Below are 18,302 nucleotides of genomic sequence, written 5' to 3' on the forward strand. Positions count from 1 at the left end.
TACTCCCCTGAATGGGACCGGTCAGCCCGCGTCACCACTGGTCAATTGATTGGATGGATCAGGTGGACCACTTCGCGCAGGGTGCCCAGATCGAACGGTTTCTGAAGCACGTGTTTGTGCTGCGCCAGCACACTGCCTGGTGTCGCATCGTGCACCGCATCGCCCGTGGTCAGGATCACGCGGGCGGCGAGTTCGGGACGGGTCTCTCCGATTTCCCGGACAATTTCATCGCCGGCCATCTGCGGGAGGTGCAGGTCGCATACGACGACATCGAGGCGGGACTCCCCTTCATCATTGCTCGCGCGCAGCAATTCGAGCGCCTGGGCACCGTCGGCCGCTTCTTCGACCGTCCAATGTTGGCGTTCAAACCATCGCTTCAGGGCGAACCGGATTCCTGGTTCGTCGTCAACGATCAACACGCGCGGCACTGTGTACCTCCCAAGAACGAGAAACGGCGGACCTCCGTCAACGGATGCCCGCCGTTTTCAACATAACCTTCGTTGATTGGCCCAGACAACGTCATCAGCAACTGCGCGCAAGCTACTCAATGCTGAGCGCGCATGTTGCTGTGGGGCCACTGATCAGGCTGCGCCCCAGAATCCCGAGAGTGCCCGACCATCCGGCGATTCGCGCAGCTTTTCGAAGGCCCGCTCGCGAATCTGGCGGATGCGCTCACGCGTGACGCCCATGAGTGCCCCGATGCGCTCGAGGGTCATGGCTTCCGCCCCTTCATCGAGGCCGTAGTAGAGATAGAGGATCTTGCGTTCACGCGGCGTGAGGTACTTCCGGAACACGCGGTCGATGAACTCACGCATGAGGCGGAAGTCGGTGCCGTCCTCGATATCGGCATGGGTTTCGCCGGCAAACCGTTCGCCAAGTGTGGAGGCTTCGCGATCCTGTCGATCGATGGGGGCATCGAGCGAAACTTCGGTGCTGGAGATCTGCCGTGCGTTACGGACCTGTTCGACCGGCTCTTCGAGCAGCTTCGACAACTCGGCGTCCGTGGGCTCACGATTGAGCACTTGCGAGAGGATCATCTCGCCGCGGGCCATGCGAATGAGCTGCGAATTCTGATTGAGCGGGATTCGGACGCTGCGGGTCTGTTCGGCCAGCGCCTTGAGTACGGCCTGCCGGACCCACCACACGGCATAGGAGATGAACTTGACACCCTGATCCGGATCGAATTTCCGGACCGCCTTGAGCAGCCCTTCGTTGCCGATCGCGACCAGTTCCGACAGGTCGAGTCCATGACCCTGATACTTCTTCACATACGAGATGACGAAGCGCAGGTTCGCCGTCACCAAACGTTCCGCCGCGGCCTCATCGCCTTTCTGGGCCAGACGGGCCAGTCGACGCTCTTCCGCGGCGTCAGTGATGAGCGGCAGCTTCTGGATGTCGTGCAGGTATTGGTCGAAGGCCGTGGAAGGAGCGGAACGGAAGAAGCCTTTGGAACGAGCTTCAGAAGTCCTGGTGGCGGCAGCTGCCTGCATACGCCCTCGCCGTACGTGAACTCGAGATCGGAACCCGAAAGCCCCGATTGGGTGGGAGCGCCACGATAATGTTCCGGGATGGACCGGTCAACAAGAATTTTCAGAGCATGACATTTCTACGCACTGAACAAACACTTTCGTGACAGTAACAGCTCAGCAATTGTGAAAATAGCCGAGTAATGTAGTTCGCATTACTGAGGGACAGGGCGAACTGGAGTGTACGAGTCGGTTGAAGCCCGGTAGGGTGGCTTCAGGTGGTGAGCGCGGCCAGCACGTCCGCCACGAGCGCGTCTTCGACCGGTAGGGCCCATCGACCACCCGCCGGCTCCATCTGCCCGATGGCCCGCGGGAGGGCGTACCGGGCGGCACCGGCCCGAGCCTTTTTGTCGCCGTGTGTCTCTGCCACCACGGATGCGACGCTGACCCCTGATGGAAGGCGCGCCGGAAGACCGGCCCGCAGCACACCGTCCTCCACGGCATCGGACAACCCGGGCGATGCCAGCCCCAGTTGCTCGGCCAGACGGGCTTCGGCCACCATGCCCATCGCCACCGCATCGCCATGCAGCATGTCGTAGTTCAGCAGCTTTTCGACGGCATGGGCGATGGTGTGCCCAAAATTGAGCACCTGGCGAAGTCCCCCTTCGCGCACATCTTCGGCGACCACGCGGGCCTTGATGCGCACGCTGTCGGCGATCAGGGCCGTGATCTGCGCGCCGAACTCCGGCGCTGCCGCACCATGGGTGCGCAACGCGGGAAGTGCCTGCAGCATGCGTTCGTAATAGGCGGCATCGGCAATCACGCCGTGCTTCAGCATTTCCGCGAGACCGGACCGCAGGATGGCCGGAGGCAGAGAGTGCAGCACACCCGGGTCGATCACCACCGCCGCCGGATTGTGAAAGGCGCCAACCAGATTCTTGCCGTCGGGTGTGTCCACGGCTGTTTTGCCACCTACCGACGCATCCACCATGGCGAGCAGGGTGGTGGGCACCTGCACCACCGGCAGGCCCCGCATGTAGGTGGCTGCGACAAAGCCGGCGAGGTCGCACACCACGCCGCCGCCCAGGGCAACGATGGTGGTGTCACGTCCGGCGCCCCAGGCCACGAGGGCATCCGTGAGAGACGCCCAACGGGCACGCGTCTTTTCCTGTTCGCCGGGGGGAATGGTGAACAACGCACTGCGATCGGCGTCGAACTGCGCGCGTACGGCGGCCGCGTGCGCACCGGCCACCGTGTCATCGGAAATGATGGCCACTCGATGAGCCGGCGCGACCTGACGCACGATGCCCGACAGCTCCAGCCGCACACCGGTCTCGCAAAAAACCGGATAGTCGAGTGGCAGATCGAGAGGCGTACTGCGCACGGTGTTCGACGCCAAAGCCATGACTACCAGGTCACCTCACCCGCACCGGCACGCAGATTGGCCACTCGGGCCAGCGTGAAGAGCAGATCGGACAGGCGATTGAGGTAGGTGATCACCAACGCCGGCAACTCAATCTCCTGCGCGAGATGCACCACGCGGCGTTCGGCGCGGCGGCACACCGTGCGAGCGACATGCAGCGCGGCCGCCTTGGGGGTGCCACCGGGAATGATGAAGCTGCGCAGGGGCTCGAGCTCCTGATCGCACTGGTCGATCGCCCGCTCGAGTTCCGCGATGCGCTCCTCGTCGATCCGGGCCTTCGCGAGGTGGTCGCGCATCTTGTCGTGATCGGGTGTGGCCAGTAGTGCACCGATCGCGAAGAGGTCGCGCTGGATGGGAACCAGCACCTCGTCGATTCGAGGCATCACTTCGATACAACGGGCCATCCCCAGCGAGGCATTCAGCTCGTCGACATCGCCATAGGCTTCGACGCGCGGATGGTCTTTCCCGACCCGTCCTCCGCCGAACAACGCGGTGCCGCCCGTGTCTCCGGTGCGCGTGTAGATCTTCATGCCGAATACTAATGGCGACTACCTTTATCACCATGCCAACCCATCCCCTTCGCGACCTGACCATCATCGGCGGTGGCCCCACCGGCCTCTTCGCCCAATTCTACGCCGGCATGCGTGGTGCTTCCGCGCAGATCGTCGATGCACTGCCTGAACTGGGCGGCCAACTGACGGCCCTCTATCCGGAGAAGTACATCTTCGACGTGGCCGGATACCCGAAGGTGCTGGCCAAGGACCTGGTCAAAGCCCTGACCGAGCAAGCCTCACAGTTCCATCAGGACACGGGACTGCCGGCGCACCTCGGCAAGCGCATTGTGGGTCTCGAAGAGGAAGATGGGCATTTTGTGCTCGAGACGGAGACCGATCGGTTTCCCACGAAGGCCGTGGTGATCGCGGCGGGCATTGGCGCATTCAGTCCACGGCGACTGCCGCAGGCGTTTGCTGGTGAATGGTATGGGCGTGGTGTGCATGCGCTGGTGTCCAACCCCGATGCGTTCCGCGACCGAGATGTGCTGATCATCGGCGGCGGCGATTCCGCTTTCGATTGGTGTGCGCAGCTTCGCGAGCGCGCCAAGTCGGTGACACTCATTCACCGCAGCGATCGTTTCCGCGCACATGCCGCTACCGTGCAGGAAGTGCATGCGGCCGCTGCGGTGGGCGATGGTCGCGTGAATGTGTTCACGTTCCACGAGCTCGACGCCATTCATGGTGGAGAACACATCACCGGGGTCACCCTCAAGGATGTGAAGACCAAGGCCACTCGCGCGATGCCGTGCGACGTGATCCTGCCCATGCTGGGCTATGTCTCCGATCTGGGCACGCTGCTCGACTGGGGACTGAACATCGAGAAAGACGAGATTCTCGTCACGACCCAGATGGAGACCGGGCGACCGGGCATCTATGCCGCCGGCGATATCACGACCTATCCGGGCAAGCTCAAGCTCATTGCGGCCGGCTTCAGTGAGGCGGCGATCGCGGTGAATCAGGCCGTGCACCACATCTACCCGGAGAAGAAGGTGGCTCCGGGGCATTCGTCCAACCTGGCCATCTTCGGGCAGAAGGACGACTGAGGTTCTTCGGAACTGGGGGTGGGTATCCGGCTGGTCGACAGGGGGCCGCCTGCGGCGGCGATACCGGCAGGATCAACTGCCGGATGTGCGAGCCGGTTGCGCGGCCGATTTCATTGCGGTTCGACCGCACACATCGCCGTGATTGTTGTTGTTGGCCTCGCGTTGCCTGGAGCAGCGTGAGGCCGTTGTGTTTGAGCCCCGGGATTCGCCAGTCCCGTGTCTCACCGCAGTCCAACATCAGAATGACATTGCCCATCGTGCACGGATGCCTGTCGCGCTCACGGCTCGCTGATCCGGCGGTTGATCCTGTCGGTATCGCCGCCGCAGGCGGCCACTCGCTACTCGCCCCCGCTCCCCAAGCCCGTCGCAATGCGGGGCAAGGCGCCGCTCACGCCCGCCGTGCGCGCGGGTCGATGCGTCCGTAGGCCAGATCGGTGAGCAGGTTCACCAGCACGAACACCACCGACAGGAACAGCACCGTACCCTGCACTGCCGGCAGGTCGCGGCGCGAAATGGCCATGACCACGTAGCGGCCAATGCCGGGCCACGAAAAAATGGTCTCGGTAAGAATGCTGCCCGTGAGGTACGCGCCGAAGTCGAGGCCGATCACCGTCACCACCGGCATGAGTGCATTGCGCAGGGCGTGACGCACCACCACGGTGCGTTCGGCGAGTCCTTTGGCGCGTGCCGTGCGCACAAAGTCGGCGCCCAGTACTTCAAGCATCGACGACCGGGTCACGCGAGCGAGGTACGCGATCGAGCGTGAGCCCAACGCCAGAGCCGGGAGCACGAGAAATTCCAGGCGCCCGTAACCCGAGGCGGGGAACCATCGCAACGTGACTGCGAAGAACAGGATCAGCAGCAACCCGATCCAGTACACCGGAAAGGAAATCCCGAGATAGGTGGTGGCGAGCGCCACCCGGTCGAACCATCCGTGCGGACGCACCGCGGCCAGTGCGCCAATGCTGACTCCCAAGAGAGTCGCCAACAGCATCGCCGCGCCCGCGAGTTGCAAGGTGCGCGGAAACCGTTCGGCGATATCGGTGACGATCGGCCGGTTGGTGATGTACGAACGTCCGAGATCGCCGGTGAGAATGCCGGAGGCGTAGTGGGCAAACTGCGACGGCAACGGATCGTCGAGGCGCAGCTCGGCGCGCAGACGCTCGATGGTGGCCGCGTCTGCCCGTTCGCCCACCATGGCCTGCACCGGGTCGCCCGGCGCGACGTAGAGCAAGAGGAACACCACGACGAGCACGCCGAAGAGCGTCGGAATCGACAGCAGTGCCCGTCGCAGCAGGAAAAACGTCATGCGTCGGCCCGGGTGGTCACTACTGACCGAGCGAAACCTTGGTCCATCGCTGCCCGTTGAAGATCACCGGGACTTCAAACCCCTTCACCCACGGCTGCACGGCATACATCTCGTTATAGAAGAACAGCGGGACAAGCCCCACCTGCTGATACGCCAGAGAGTCGGCGCTGCGATACAGGGTGGCGCGGCGCTGTCCGTCGGCCTCACGGCGCGCTTCGTCCACCAGGCGATCGAAGGTGGCGTTGCTGAAGAACGACACATTGCCACCCGCGCCCTTGTTGGCGGTGTGCAGCAACGGGTACAGGAAGTTCTCGGCGTCCGGGTAGTCGGCGTACCAATCCTTCACGACGAGGTCCGTCTGGCCTGCGCGTGCCGCCGCGCGCATGGCGCTCGCATCACGCTGCACCAGCTTGAGCCGAATGTTGGCGGCGCCCAGGTAGGCCTGGAGTGTTTGCGCGAGGCGGGGCCACGGCGACGTCTGCGAACTCCACAGCTCGAGATCAATGCCATTGGGGTAGCCGGCTTCGGTGAGCAGTCGACGGGCAGCCAGCGTGTCGTAGGCAAATGGCTTCCGGGCCGCATCGAAGCCATCGAGGGTGGGTGGCACGACACCCGCGGCAACCGTGCCTCGTCCGGCGAGCAACTGCGCGAGCAAGGTGGGCGCATCGATGGCGTGCGCGAGCGCCTGACGGACCCGGACATCCTTGAGCGGACCGCGGGTGCTGTTCACACCGATGTACCAGAGGCGCAGCGCCGGCGCACTCACGAGATTCGCGCGTCGCTCGTCGGTGTTTTCCCAGGAGCGTGTCTGCTCTTCGGGGATGTACAGGATGTCCACGGTGCCCGCCTCGAACTCGGCCACGGCCGTGGAGGGCTCCGGAATGATGCGCGCCAGCAGCGTATCGAATGCTGGTGCACCGCCGTAGTAGTTGGTGTTGCGCGCGAACTTGAGGAAGTCGTCATGCTTCCATTGCACGAGCTTCCACGGACCCGTGCCTACCGGCTTCTCGCTGAAATCCACGCCAACGTGGTCGGGCAGGATCGCCGCCGCCGGCATGGCCAGCAGCTTGGGGAAGATCGCCAGCGGTTCGGCGAGGGTGATGACTACTGTGGTGTCATCAGGGGTTTCGAGACCGAGTGGCACATCCTTGCCTGCCGCAGTGGCCCGTGCTCCCGCAATCGGAAATAGCGGCCACACCGTGCCGGACTGGGTTTCCGGTCGGAGCAGGCGCTGGAACGACTGGCTGACATGACGCGCCCGGAAGAGCGAGCCGTCATGGAAGGTCACGCTGTCGCGCAGGTGAAACGTGTACCGCAGCCCATCGGGGGACACATCCCAACTGCGCGCGAGTGCCGGTTCCACTTCCCCAGAGGGCGTGAACCGCGTCAGGCCATCGAACAGATACGCCACTGCCCGTCCGCTCGGCACATCGGTCGCCTTGGCGGGATCGAGGGAGCGCGGATCATACCAGTCGCGCGAATCCACCAGGGTGTGTCGCACGGAGCTGCCGTCGTCTGCGCGACGACATCCGGGAGCGACGAGTGTGATCGCGATGATGGCCGCGCAGATGGACCGCATACGTGTGGCGGAGTACGAAGCCGGTGTCATGCCAGGTTGACGGGGTGAGTGTGCCGGTTGAGCTTGTAGGCTATAGAACGTGCGTCTATCCGTCCATGACCTGACCTCTTCCATTCGCGCGATTGTGGCCCGTCGCGCAGTGGTGCTTCCGGCTGTCCTCTCGATCCTGTCGATGATCGGGTGGGCGGCTCGTCCGCTCGCCGCCCAGGATCTGTCCTGCGAGCGAGGGGACCGGGAAGTCCGCGCCCTGCGCTTTGCGGGCAACCGGGAATTTCCGGCCTCGGTGCTGGCGGCGACGGTGGCCACGATCCCGTCGTCGTTCGCCGGTCTACCGCTGGTCGGCGAGCGGCGCTGCCTGGATCCGGTGGAGTTTTCACGCGATGTGCAGCGGTTGGAGACGCTCTATCGTCGTCGCGGGTTCCCCGATGTGGCAGTGGATACGGTGGTGCGCACGGTGCGGACTGGCGTGATCGATATCACGTTCACCGTGAAAGAAGGTGAGCCGATGCGCGTGTCGGCGTTTGCGTTGCGCGGCGTGGATAGTGATCCCGAGATCGGCGTGGCCGCTCGCGACTTCCCCATGCGGGTGGGCGGTCTGTTCGATCGTGGCGCGCTGGAGGCTGGGCGTGACACGCTCGTACGCCGGTTGCGCAATCGGGGATGGCCGCAGGCGGAGGCGCTGCTGGCCTACACCACCAATACTGCACAGCGCACGGCCGATATCGAAGTGACCGTGGTGCCCGGGGCGCGGGCGCGCATCGGACGCATCGCGCTGGACGTGGACACCAGCAATGGCCCACGTCGGGTCACCGATGCCACGGTGCATCGTGCATTGGCCCTTCGCACCGGCGACTGGTATTCGGCGCGGGCCATCATCGATGCGCAGCGCAATCTCTACCAGACCGACGTCTTCCAGCGGGTGGATCTGCAGCCGGACAGCATTCAGCCGCCGGGTGATACGATCGTCAACTTGACGGCGCGTCTGGTGGAAGGTGATCGCTGGGCTGCACGCGGGGGGTTGGGGTGGGCCACGCTCGATTGTTTCCGCGCGCAGGGTACGCTGACCGATCGCGACTTCCTCCCCATGGCGCAGCGTCTCGAATTGTCGGCGCGCCTCAGCAAGATCGGTATCGGGGATCCGCTCGATGGCGCGCCCGATCTCTGCCAGGGGCAGGCACGATCGGATCCGTACAGCCGAACGCTCAACTACAACACTTCGATGACATTGCGGCAGCCGGTGCGGGCCAATCAGGCGCGCGTGCTGTCGCTGACGGTGTTCAGCTCGACGTTGTCCGAATACCGGGCATATCTACGCCGAACGCCCATCGGCGGAGTGATGTCGATCAGTGATCCGTTTGCGCGGAAATCCGCACCGCGCACGCCGAGCACGTTGTCATATCAGTTGGAGCTGGGGCGAACGGAGGCCGAGCCCGCGTTCTTCTGTGCCGTGTTCAATGCGTGCGACAGCGAGTTGCGCAACTTTCTGCAGCGCAACAATCGGCTGGCGGCGCTCGAGTACGCGATTACCCGCGAGCGCATGAACGATCCGCTTCGGCCCACGCAGGGCACGCTGATGCGTGTGACCCTGCGTCATGCGAGCACATTGATCGGGTCGGATCGCACGCAGCAGTTCAATCGGGCGATTGGCGACGTCTCCTGGTACCGCATGTTGGGCAGCGCCACGATCACGGCGCATTTCAAGGCCGGTGTGGTGCAGGGCAGTGGCAGTGGTGCTGGCGTGGGCAGCTTCATTCCGCCGCAGGAACGCCTGTATGCGGGCGGACCGACGACGGTGCGCGGGTTTCGTCAGAACGAGCTTGGCCCTGCCGTCTACATCGTCAGCGCGTATGAAGAGGTGACCGAGAACGGGCAGACGTACTATCGGGTCGGAGAAGCCACGCAAACGGAGCGCGTGGTGCCCACGGGCGGCAATACGCTGCTGGTGGGCAATCTCGAAGCGCAGTGGCCCAGTCCCATTGCGCCGCGACTGCTGCAACTGGCGGCGTTTGCGGATGCGGGTCGTCTGTGGAATCGGGGCGGCTCGGTGCGTGGGGTGTCGCTGGCGTCCGAAGGGCCGATCGTGAAAATCACGCCCGGTGCTGGTGTGCGCATCTCCTCGCCGTTTGGGGCCATTCGCATCGACTTCGGCTACAACCCGTATGACCTGCCGGCCGGTGCGGCGTACTTCAATGCACGGCCGCAGAAAGGTGTTGCGCCATTGTATTGCGTCAGCCCCGGCAATCGTCTTCGGGTCAGCGCCTCGTCGGTGCCTGAGGCGCCGGCGATTCAGGAATCGGGCGCCTGTCCGGCCGCGTTCCAGCCGGTACGACGCTCCGGCCTGCTCGGACGCCTGAATCCGAGCATCTGGATCGGGCAGGCCTTCTGATGGCCCCGAGGCGGCGCACCATCGTACTGGGCACGGCCACCGTGCTCCTGACGCTCTTGGTGGCCGTCATCGGTGGCATCGTGGCGCTCACGCAGACGGATCGTGGACGGGCCATCATTTTGCGCGCGGTGTTGCCGGCGGCGCGTGCGGCGATTCCGGGGCGTTTGTATGTGGGCAAGATCGGCGGCACGCTGTTCACCGATATCACGATCGATTCGATCGACCTGCGCACACCCGACGGCACACCGTTTTTGAGCACGGGTCGCGTGCGGGTGACGTACGACCCGCGCGACCTGCTCGATTTCCGCGTGATCGTGCGATCGCTCGAGGTGGACCGTCCCCAGGTCACCCTCGTCGACTATGGCGACGACGACTGGAACTGGAAGCGGGCGCTCCGCAAACGCGCGCCACGTCCGTCGATGAATCCGGGACGGCTCGGGCGCTACATCGTGGTGGACACCGCCACACTCAACGAACTCACGTTTGTGGCCAAGCTGCCGTGGGCGCTCTCCGACACGTTGCGGGGCGCGCAGCGTGACAGCGCGCTGACCTACAATCTCACGCGCCTCGATATGGATGTGCTGCGTGAGGATGATCGCTACGTGAAGGTGTACCGCTTCCTGCGTGGCAACGTAGCGCTGGGCCGTTCCCGCATCGCCGATCCCGACAGTGCCGGATTGCGATTCGATGTGAAGCGTCTCGATGTGATGTGGGACTATCCTCCGATCTGGTTCAAGGATCTGAGCGGTGATGTGCGGAAGGTGGGCGACACGCTCTGGGTGGATAGCGCAAAATTTGCCTTGCCGGGTTCTGTGGCCCGTGGTGGGGCAAAGGTGGTGTGGGGCAGCGACCTGCCGGTGCGCTACGATGTCGGGTTGCAGCTCGACACGGTGTCGATGACCGATATCGCGTGGTTGGACGAGACCATCCCGCACAGCGGTGGCGGGCGGGCCCATCTCACCATCCGCAATGATCCGCGCAATCTGGCCATCATCGAATACATCATCCGCAACATGGATGCGAACGCCCTGCAATCACGCATTCGCGGCGATATGACCTGGGGCGTGGGCGGGCCGGTGGTGCGCCTCACGGGCGTCAATCTCGATATGCAGCCCGCGCACACGGACTTGCTGCAGTGGATGAACGGGGAACCGTTCCCCTATGACTGGAAGGGCAAGATCACCGGGAAGCTGGTCGCCAGTGGTGGCTACGTGACGGATTGGGCGGTGGAGTCGGCGACATTTGCGTTCGCCGATGAACATGTGCCCGGTGCCGTGTCTCGTGGGCGTGCGACGGGCAAGCTCAATCTCTACACGCCCGCCGAAGCCATTCTCAAAGGCGTCGAGCTCACGCTGGACACACTCGATTTCCGTACGCCCCGTTTCGTGAACCCCATGTTTGCGGAGCTGAACGGGTTTGCCCGTGGGCGGGTGCGCCTGGATTCGTTGTGGTACGACGCCTCGTTCACCGATGCCGATATCGAGCTGGTGGACGGACCCGGGCAATCTTCGCGCTTCACCGGCAGTGGTCACTACACGCTGGTTCCGGAAGGCACATGGTTCGATGTGGACCTGCAGGCGCTGCCGTTGTCGTACACGACCTTGTCGCGCTCCTATCCCAACCTGCCACTGCGCGGTGCGGCTGTGGGGCGCATCACGGCCCGTGGCATGGCCGACAAGTTCGAGGTGCAGACGACGTTGGCCGGTGAGGGCGGCGAGTTGGCCTTCACCGGCCTGGCCGACGCCCTCGATCCCACGATCGGGGCGTTTGGCTCCTGGCGCTTGCGCGGAGCCAATCTGCAGTCGCTGTTCGGCGACAATCGGTATCCGGTCACCACCCTGTCCATGGCGGGTACGGTGCACATGGAGGGTGAGGTGCTTTCCACGATGCGCGGACCACTCAGTGCGACCGTCGATCAGTTCTCCCGCATCGCCGACGCCCGTGTCTTCGGCGGGACGGCGGCGTTCCGATTCGATTCAGGGCATGTGTTCATCGACACGCTGGCCGTGGAGAGCTCTGCGCTCCGGCTCACCGCGCGCGGCGGCCTTGGGCTCGATCAGTCCCGCCGGGACTCGGTGCATTTCACGGTGCAGATCGATTCCCTGGGCGGACTGCGTCCCTGGTTGTCGGCCACGGGTACGGACAGTGCCCGTGCCCTCGTCCTGCCGTCTGATACGCTGCGAGGCACGGCGGAACTCATGGGCAGTCTGTTCGGCTCCATCGACACGCTGGACACCCGTGGACTCGATGTGGATCTGCGTGCGGATATCAGTGGACTGGTGGTGGCGACCTCGCGTGCGCAGCGCGCCAATGTCGATGCACGTGTCGAAGATGTGCTGCGCGCGGCGAATGGGACCGTCATGTTCACCGCCGATTCCGCCTACGTGGCCGGTATCGATGTGTCGGCCGCGACAGCACGTTCCACGCTGCGTGGAGGGCTCGCGGATCGATTCACGGTCGCCATGCGGACGCCGTCGGAATCGCGTGTGGTGATCGGTGGCGGTGTCTCGCGGCGGGGCGATTCCACCGAAGTGCGCCTGGACACGCTCACCATTCGCGTGGACAGCGGCTTTGCCCGTCCCCGTGGTTTTTCACTGGTCACGCCGGCGACGCTGCGCTTGATGCCGGGTTCACTGGGGGCACTGGATTCGCTCGTGCTACAGCACACCGACACCGGACGCATTGCGCTGCACGGTGCGGTCGCCGCGGGCGGTGTGGTGGAGGGGACAGTGAACGCGGATCGTGTGCCACTGGGCGACTTTGGCCGTCTGCTGCGCACCAATGCCATCACGCGCGGCACGGCCGATCTGCAACTGGCCGTGAGCGGCACCAAAGAACGTCCACGACTCGACGGTACCGTGGGGCTGCGCGATGCGGTTGTCGGGCGGGTGCGATTTGGCGATCTCAGCGCACGTGCGCACTACGATTCGCTGCGCCTGATGTTGGCCGGCGCGCTGCGGGTGGACGGGGCACCCACCCTGCAGGCCACCGCCTCGCTGCCACTCGACCTGGCGCTCGTCTCCAGTCGTCAGCGTCGCCTCGATGAGCCCCTGTCCGGGCGCATCGTCAGCGAACGCACCAATCTCGCCTTGCTGGAATCGCTGTTTCCCGATGTCACACATGCCGCGGGCACACTCGAGACGGATGTGCAACTCACCGGCACCTGGGACCGTCCACGCCTGCGCGGCCAACTCCGGGTGGACAGTGCGGCGCTCACGCTTGCCAACCTCGGCATCCGTCTCGAACAGGCCTATGCTGATGTCGGCCTGGCTGGAGACAGCGTGCTCATTCGTCGTTTTGGGGCACGCAGCGGTACGGCCAACGACTCGCTGGGCGTCTCGGGACTCATCGGCATCACCGAGATCGCGCGTCCGTCGTTCGAACTCCGATTGGCAGCCAACAATTTCCTGGCCATCGACAAACCTCGCACGGCGTCGCTCACCATCTCCACGCCCATTCCGATCTCGCTGTCGGGCAACACCGATGCGCCCCTCGTGCGTGGTGCGGTGCGTATCGATCGTGGACGCGTCTACATCAGTCAGCTCGCTCAACGGCGCGCGCTGGATCTCAATGACAATTTCGATGTCATCGACACCACGCGATTTGGCGTGAATGGGCTGCTGCCCTCGGCGCCCAACGCGCTGATGCAGAATCTGCAACTCGAGGACGTGCGCATTGGGATCGGTGACGATGTCTGGCTGCGCTCACCTGAAGCCAATCTCAAGTTGGGCGGCCAGTTGCGAGTGACCCGGTCGGTGTCGCGGGAAGGGCGTGGGACACGTTTGGCGCTGGCCGACTCACTCACTGTCGATCGTGGTACCTATCAGCTCAATCTCGGCATCGCGCGTCCCGGGTTCGAGGTGGAACGTGGTCTGGTGCGGTTTTTTGGCGATCCTGATCTGGAACCCTCGCTCGATATCACGGCGCTGCACACCGTGCGCGAGACACGCGCCAATTCCAATCGACAGGATGTGCGCATCCGCGTGAACATCGGCGGCACGATCAACCGGCCCACGTTGGCGCTCGTCAGCGCGGACAATCCGCCGCTCCCCGAGAGCGACATGCTGAGTTATCTGGTGACCGGCGAGCCGGCGTATGCGCTGCTCGGAACGCCGTATGCGGAACAGGGCGCCACGTTGGCCCTGCGCCTGGCCGGGTCCTATCTGTCGAGTCGTCTGGCGGGCGGGCGCTTCGATGTGGTGCAGGTGGAGCCGACGGCGCTCAGCCCGGGTGATGCACAAAACCTGCGCGCGAATGGTCTCGGCATCCTCGCCTCCACCCGCGTGGGTGTGGGCGGGCAGGTCGCGCGAAACACCTATCTCACATTCAGCACCGGTCTGTGCGGGCTGGCACCGCAGACCGGTAGCGGCGACGCGCTGTCGTTGTTTGCCGAAGGGCTGGGTGTGAAAGTGGAACGCCGCTTCGATCGAGGCATGAGCGTGGCGCTGGGTCTGGAACCCGCGTCCAGTGCGCAAGCCTGTGGACGACTGGGCATCAGTCGTACCTTTCAGCAGACTCCTCCCCAGATCGGTATCGACTTCTTCCGATACTGGACGTTCTGACGGTTCCGACTCACGGCGGTGTGCCGTGGGGGCTACGTTGTATCCCCCGCGTGTCGTCGCTCGTCATCCCATATCCCATGCACTCCTCCGCTGCCGCTGCCCGGTCGACGACGCTGTCGACTACCGAGGTCCTCGTCGCCATCGATGGCGCCGAGAGCACCGACGCACGGCTTCAGGTGGCGGCCGATGCTTTGCACGGGCAGTTCGGCTTCGATCGTGTCATCATCTCGCTGCGCGACGCATCACTGAATCCGATCAGCGGCGGCGTGGCGGGCGGTCCCGAAAGTGCTACGGGGATCTCACTGCCGCAGACTCCGTTGCCTGGCGCTGTCTGGCGACGCCGATTGCCGCACCTCGATCGATTTCGGGTGGGTGATCTGTATTTCCTCGATGGCAGCGATGGCTGGGTGTCCCGCGAGTTTTTTGGTTCGGAGCCCACAGCAGATCGTCAGGACGCCCAATGGTTGGCCACTGATCTGATCGTCGGGGTGCTGCGGGGGGCGCGGCAGGAGATTCTGGGGTTCGTCAAGCTGGCCGGTGCGCGGGATGGTCAGCGGCCGGATGCGGCACGCCTGCGTGAGATCGAAACGGTGGTGCGCCACCTGTCGGCGCGCGTGGCCTTCGATGCGCTACAGGCCCTCGCCGAGCAACGTCACGAGCGTTTGCAACTGCTGCAGGAGGCGGGCACGTCGCTCACGCGATCGCTCGACGAGCAGGAGATCATGCGCGAGCTGGCGCGCCAGGCACAACGTGCCGTGCGGTGCGATGGTGTGGTGGTACTGGTGCCCGATCTCCACAACGACATCCTCACCACGAGCCTGCGTATCGTGCGCGGTGCCGAACGTCCACGCGGTGTGATGCGGTTGGGAGAGGGACTGGTGGCCGAAGTGGCGCGCACCGGCCGACCGGTTCGGGTGGGTGATCGAGACGCGGATCGGGCACGTGAGAAAGCCGGTCTGGTGCCCCCGCTGTCGCTGCACGATGTCATCGGCGAATCGGATGCGGCCACGTCGGTGGTAGCGGTGCCGATGCGTGTGGGGATCCGGCTGATCGGTGTGTTGGCGGTGCATTCCACCAATGCCGATCTGTACACCGCGGAAGACGAAGAAGTCCTGGCCACGATGGCGTCGCAGGCCGCTACGGCATTGGCGAATGCGCGACGGTATGCGGAGAGTGAACGTGAGCGGCGCACCACGGAAGCGCTGGCCGACGTGGCCCGTGCGGTTGGTGAATCGCTGCGACTGGGTGAGGTGTTGCGTCTCATCCTCCGGCACTCGGTGTCGTTGCTTGGTGTGGAAGGGGCCTGCATCGCGCTGCGCACCGGTGACTACCTGCACATCGTCGCGGCAGCCGGCACCGCGGATGTGCTCAGTGGGGTGCACCTGCCGATCAGCTCGAGTTTGTTGGGCCGCTGCGTGCAGGGCAACGAGCTCGTCGTGCTCAATGAAATGAGCAACGAGACCCCGATTACGCGCACGGTGCAGCAATTGGCTCGCATCCAGCGCGTTGTCATGGCCCCTCTGGGCACGGGCCGGGGGACCATTGGCGCCATCACCGTCATGAACCGCGAACGGCCCTTCGACCAGGACGATGCGAAGGTCTTGCAGCGGCTTGCCGATCAGGTGGCCGTGGCGATCGACAATGCGCGGCTGTTCGAAGAGGTGGAGAAGGCCACGCGTGAGTGGAAGTTGGCGTTCGACAGCACAGCCAGTGGTATCGTGGTGCTCGAAGAATCCCTCACCGTGAGCCGTTGTAACTCGCGCGCTGCGGAGTTGTGTGGCACCACCATCCCCGGATTGCTGGGACGGCGCTTTCGTGATGTGCTGTTGTCCTCGACGGACGGGCCGGAAGCCACCACGATCGATGCATCGATCGCCCGCGCGATGCGCGATGGTGCCGCCGTGCGCGAGACGATTCGGGATCATGCGCGCGGGCGTCTGCTGTCGGTGCTCATCAGCGCCCATCCCAGCGGTGGTTGTGTCATCACATTCGACGATGTCACCGATACGGCGCGACTGGCCGAACAGCACCGCAATGTGCTCGAGACGGTGTCCGACGCCATTGTCATCACCGACCTGAATGGTCAGGTCACGTTCGCCAACCCCGCCGCCAAGACGCTGTTTCAGCGCCGGGATCTGAGCGCCGTGCCCGCGAGCGATATGATCGCACCAGATTGGCTGGCGACGGTCACCGCCAATGAGGTCGCGGTGCGTCAGGGCGAGCGGGTCCGGTACGAGTGCGAAGTGTTGCGCGCCGATGGCTCGCGGCGCGTGGTGCAGGTGAGCTCGACACCGCTGGTGGAGCTCGGTGTCATCCGTGGTACGGTGGCCTGTTTGCGGGACATCACCGAACAACGCGCCGATGCACTCGCCCGCGAGCACTCCGAAGTGCTGTACTCCCGGCTCGTGGACAGCGCGAGCGACGCGATCTTCACGGTTGATCTCGAAGGGCGTTTCACATCGGTGAATCAGTGCCTGCTCGACGAAGCCGGGCTGCGTCGAGATCAGGTGATCGGCACACATTTCAGCACGATGGTCGATGCGGTCGATCATCCGCAGGCGATGCAGGCGATGCGGGCCACTCTGAGCGGGCAGCGTCTTCGTCTGCATATTCGCTGCCTCAGCTTCACGGGGCCACGCATGACGATGGTCACCTCGGCACCGATTCACGCGTCGGGGCAGGTGGTGGGCGCGCTCGCGATTGTTCGTGATGTCACCAATGACGAGATCCAGCGCGAAGCCCAGTTGCAGCAGGCACGTCTGGCGGCCGTGGGCCAGTCGCTCGGCCGGGTGGCCAACGAGTTGAACAATCCCCTGGCCAGTCTGCTGGCAGTGGCCGAACTGCACGTCACGTCCACCCAACTGGTCGAGGACGATCGTCGCGCGATGCAGCAGATGGTGGAGGAAGCGCGCCGTGCTTCCCGCATCGTGAATCAGTTGCTCGACACCACCGGTGAAGCACCGCAGATCGGTGGACGGCGTTCGGCACTCGATCTGACCACGGTGTTGCGCCGTGCCCTCGATCTGTTCAGTCACAGCTTCAAGGCGCAGCACATCGGCGTGTCTACCATGCTCGAAGCCGATTTGCCGGCGGTGCACGGCGATCCGCTGCAACTCCAGCAGGTCGTGTCGAATCTGCTCACGAACGCGGAGCAGGCCCTGTCGGAAAACAGTGGCGACCGGGTACTGGAACTCGAAGCCCGTGCGGATGGTGAGACGGTGTTGCTCACGGTTCGGGACAACGGCCCCGGTATCCTGCCCCAGCATCTGCGTCGTGTGGTGGAGCCCATGTTCACCACCCGTTCCGCACGGGGGCAGCGAGGACTGGGCCTGACGATCGCCCATGCCATCGTGCGCGATCATGGTGGTCAGCTCGATATCGTCTCGCGATTCGGTGAAGGGGTCACGGCGGTGGTACGCCTCCCCGTGGCCGGCGCGCCCGCATTGGCCGATCGCCGTCTGACCCCTCGCAGCTCGGAGGCGGTCAGTGCGATCACGGAGGCATTGGCCACGCCGCGAATGTCGCACTCCACGCCCATCACCATGCCGCCGCCGGCCCCGCTGGCGCCGGCTATCGCGACGGAGACGGGTGTCTCATACACGATCTTGCTGCTCGAGGATGAGGCCACGTTGCGGTCGGCCATCAGTCGCTTCCTGCGCACGTTGGGATATGAGGTAGATGTCGCGGAAGACGGTCGTACAGCACTCGATGCCCTGCACGCCCGCAGCTACGACCTCATCCTGCTCGACTTGCGAATGCAGGGCATCACCGGTGAGGACGTGTACGAGACCATGATCGATGCCTATCCTGATCAGGCGGCGCGCGTGGTGTTCATGACCGGCGACATGCACAGCGATCATGCTGCGCGTTTTGTGCGTCAGACCGGACGGCCCGTGCTGGCGAAGCCCTTCACGCTGACGGAGCTCGATGCCCGCCTCCGGCAGATTCTCGGGGACGCGCCGTAGCTCCTGGTGTCACCG

The 18,302-nt window shown here is 64.5% G+C and carries 10 protein-coding genes; 4 read left to right on the forward strand and 6 right to left on the reverse strand.

The window, feature by feature from the left end; genetic code table 11:
• Positions 1-41: 41 nt before the first annotated feature.
• The 4 genes from GAU_RS03060 to GAU_RS03075 form a co-directional block, all read right to left on the reverse strand.
• Positions 42-428 carry a response regulator gene (locus GAU_RS03060; protein ID WP_012682090.1) on the reverse strand — a complete coding sequence of 129 codons (387 nt, stop codon included), beginning with the start codon at positions 426-428 and terminating at the stop codon, positions 42-44.
• A gap of 153 nt (positions 429-581) precedes the next feature.
• Positions 582-1,490, reverse strand: a complete 909-nt coding sequence (locus GAU_RS03065) for a sigma-70 family RNA polymerase sigma factor (protein ID WP_012682091.1) — start codon at positions 1,488-1,490, stop codon at positions 582-584.
• A gap of 250 nt (positions 1,491-1,740) precedes the next feature.
• Entirely contained in the window at positions 1,741-2,871 is a 1,131-nt protein-coding gene (aroB, locus tag GAU_RS03070; RefSeq protein WP_012682092.1) for a 3-dehydroquinate synthase, read from the reverse strand.
• A 2-nt stretch (positions 2,872-2,873) separates the two neighbouring features.
• Entirely contained in the window at positions 2,874-3,419 is a 546-nt protein-coding gene (locus tag GAU_RS03075; RefSeq protein ID WP_012682093.1) for a cob(I)yrinic acid a,c-diamide adenosyltransferase, read from the reverse strand.
• A gap of 32 nt (positions 3,420-3,451) precedes the next feature.
• On the opposite strand from GAU_RS03075, the gene GAU_RS03080 reads away from it, so the two are divergent.
• Complete coding sequence (locus GAU_RS03080; RefSeq protein ID WP_012682094.1) at positions 3,452-4,486, forward strand: NAD(P)/FAD-dependent oxidoreductase; 1,035 nt, start codon at positions 3,452-3,454, stop codon at positions 4,484-4,486.
• Positions 4,487-4,874: 388 nt separating this feature from the next.
• Here GAU_RS03080 and GAU_RS03085 read toward each other — a convergent pair whose 3' ends face one another.
• Both GAU_RS03085 and GAU_RS03090 read right to left on the reverse strand, forming a co-directional pair.
• Complete coding sequence (locus GAU_RS03085) at positions 4,875-5,795, reverse strand: ABC transporter permease (RefSeq protein ID WP_012682095.1); 921 nt, start codon at positions 5,793-5,795, stop codon at positions 4,875-4,877.
• Between the two features lie 19 nt (positions 5,796-5,814).
• Entirely contained in the window at positions 5,815-7,404 is a 1,590-nt protein-coding gene (locus GAU_RS03090; protein ID WP_169307576.1) for an ABC transporter substrate-binding protein, read from the reverse strand.
• A gap of 49 nt (positions 7,405-7,453) precedes the next feature.
• On the opposite strand from GAU_RS03090, the gene GAU_RS03095 reads away from it, so the two are divergent.
• The 3 genes from GAU_RS03095 (at position 7,454) to GAU_RS03105 (ending at position 18,287) form a co-directional block, all read left to right on the forward strand.
• Positions 7,454-9,760, forward strand: a complete 2,307-nt coding sequence (locus GAU_RS03095; protein WP_012682097.1) for a BamA/OMP85 family outer membrane protein — start codon at positions 7,454-7,456, stop codon at positions 9,758-9,760.
• Positions 9,760-14,322: a translocation/assembly module TamB domain-containing protein gene (locus GAU_RS03100; RefSeq protein WP_012682098.1), complete on the forward strand. Its 4,563-nt coding sequence runs from the start codon at positions 9,760-9,762 to the stop codon at positions 14,320-14,322. Before GAU_RS03095 ends, GAU_RS03100 begins: the two co-directional genes overlap by 1 nt.
• A 77-nt stretch (positions 14,323-14,399) precedes the next feature.
• Positions 14,400-18,287: a GAF domain-containing protein gene (locus GAU_RS03105; protein WP_156798879.1), complete on the forward strand. Its 3,888-nt coding sequence runs from the start codon at positions 14,400-14,402 to the stop codon at positions 18,285-18,287.
• The last annotated feature ends 15 nt before the right edge of the window (positions 18,288-18,302 follow it).

Origin of the sequence: Gemmatimonas aurantiaca T-27, assembly GCF_000010305.1 — a bacterium.
GTDB lineage: Bacteria > Gemmatimonadota > Gemmatimonadetes > Gemmatimonadales > Gemmatimonadaceae > Gemmatimonas > Gemmatimonas aurantiaca.

Coding starts and splice junctions, on each gene's coding strand:
- GAU_RS03065 (WP_012682091.1), bottom strand. CDS start 1,490: ATGCAGGCAGCTGCCGCCACCAGGACTTCTGAAGCTCGTTCCAAAGGC.
- aroB (WP_012682092.1), bottom strand. CDS start 2,871: ATGGCTTTGGCGTCGAACACCGTGCGCAGTACGCCTCTCGATCTGCCA.
- GAU_RS03075 (WP_012682093.1), bottom strand. CDS start 3,419: ATGAAGATCTACACGCGCACCGGAGACACGGGCGGCACCGCGTTGTTC.
- GAU_RS03080 (WP_012682094.1), top strand. CDS start 3,452: ATGCCAACCCATCCCCTTCGCGACCTGACCATCATCGGCGGTGGCCCC.
- GAU_RS03085 (WP_012682095.1), bottom strand. CDS start 5,795: ATGACGTTTTTCCTGCTGCGACGGGCACTGCTGTCGATTCCGACGCTC.
- GAU_RS03090 (WP_169307576.1), bottom strand. CDS start 7,404: ATGACACCGGCTTCGTACTCCGCCACACGTATGCGGTCCATCTGCGCG.
- GAU_RS03100 (WP_012682098.1), top strand. CDS start 9,760: ATGGCCCCGAGGCGGCGCACCATCGTACTGGGCACGGCCACCGTGCTC.
- GAU_RS03105 (WP_156798879.1), top strand. CDS start 14,400: ATGCACTCCTCCGCTGCCGCTGCCCGGTCGACGACGCTGTCGACTACC.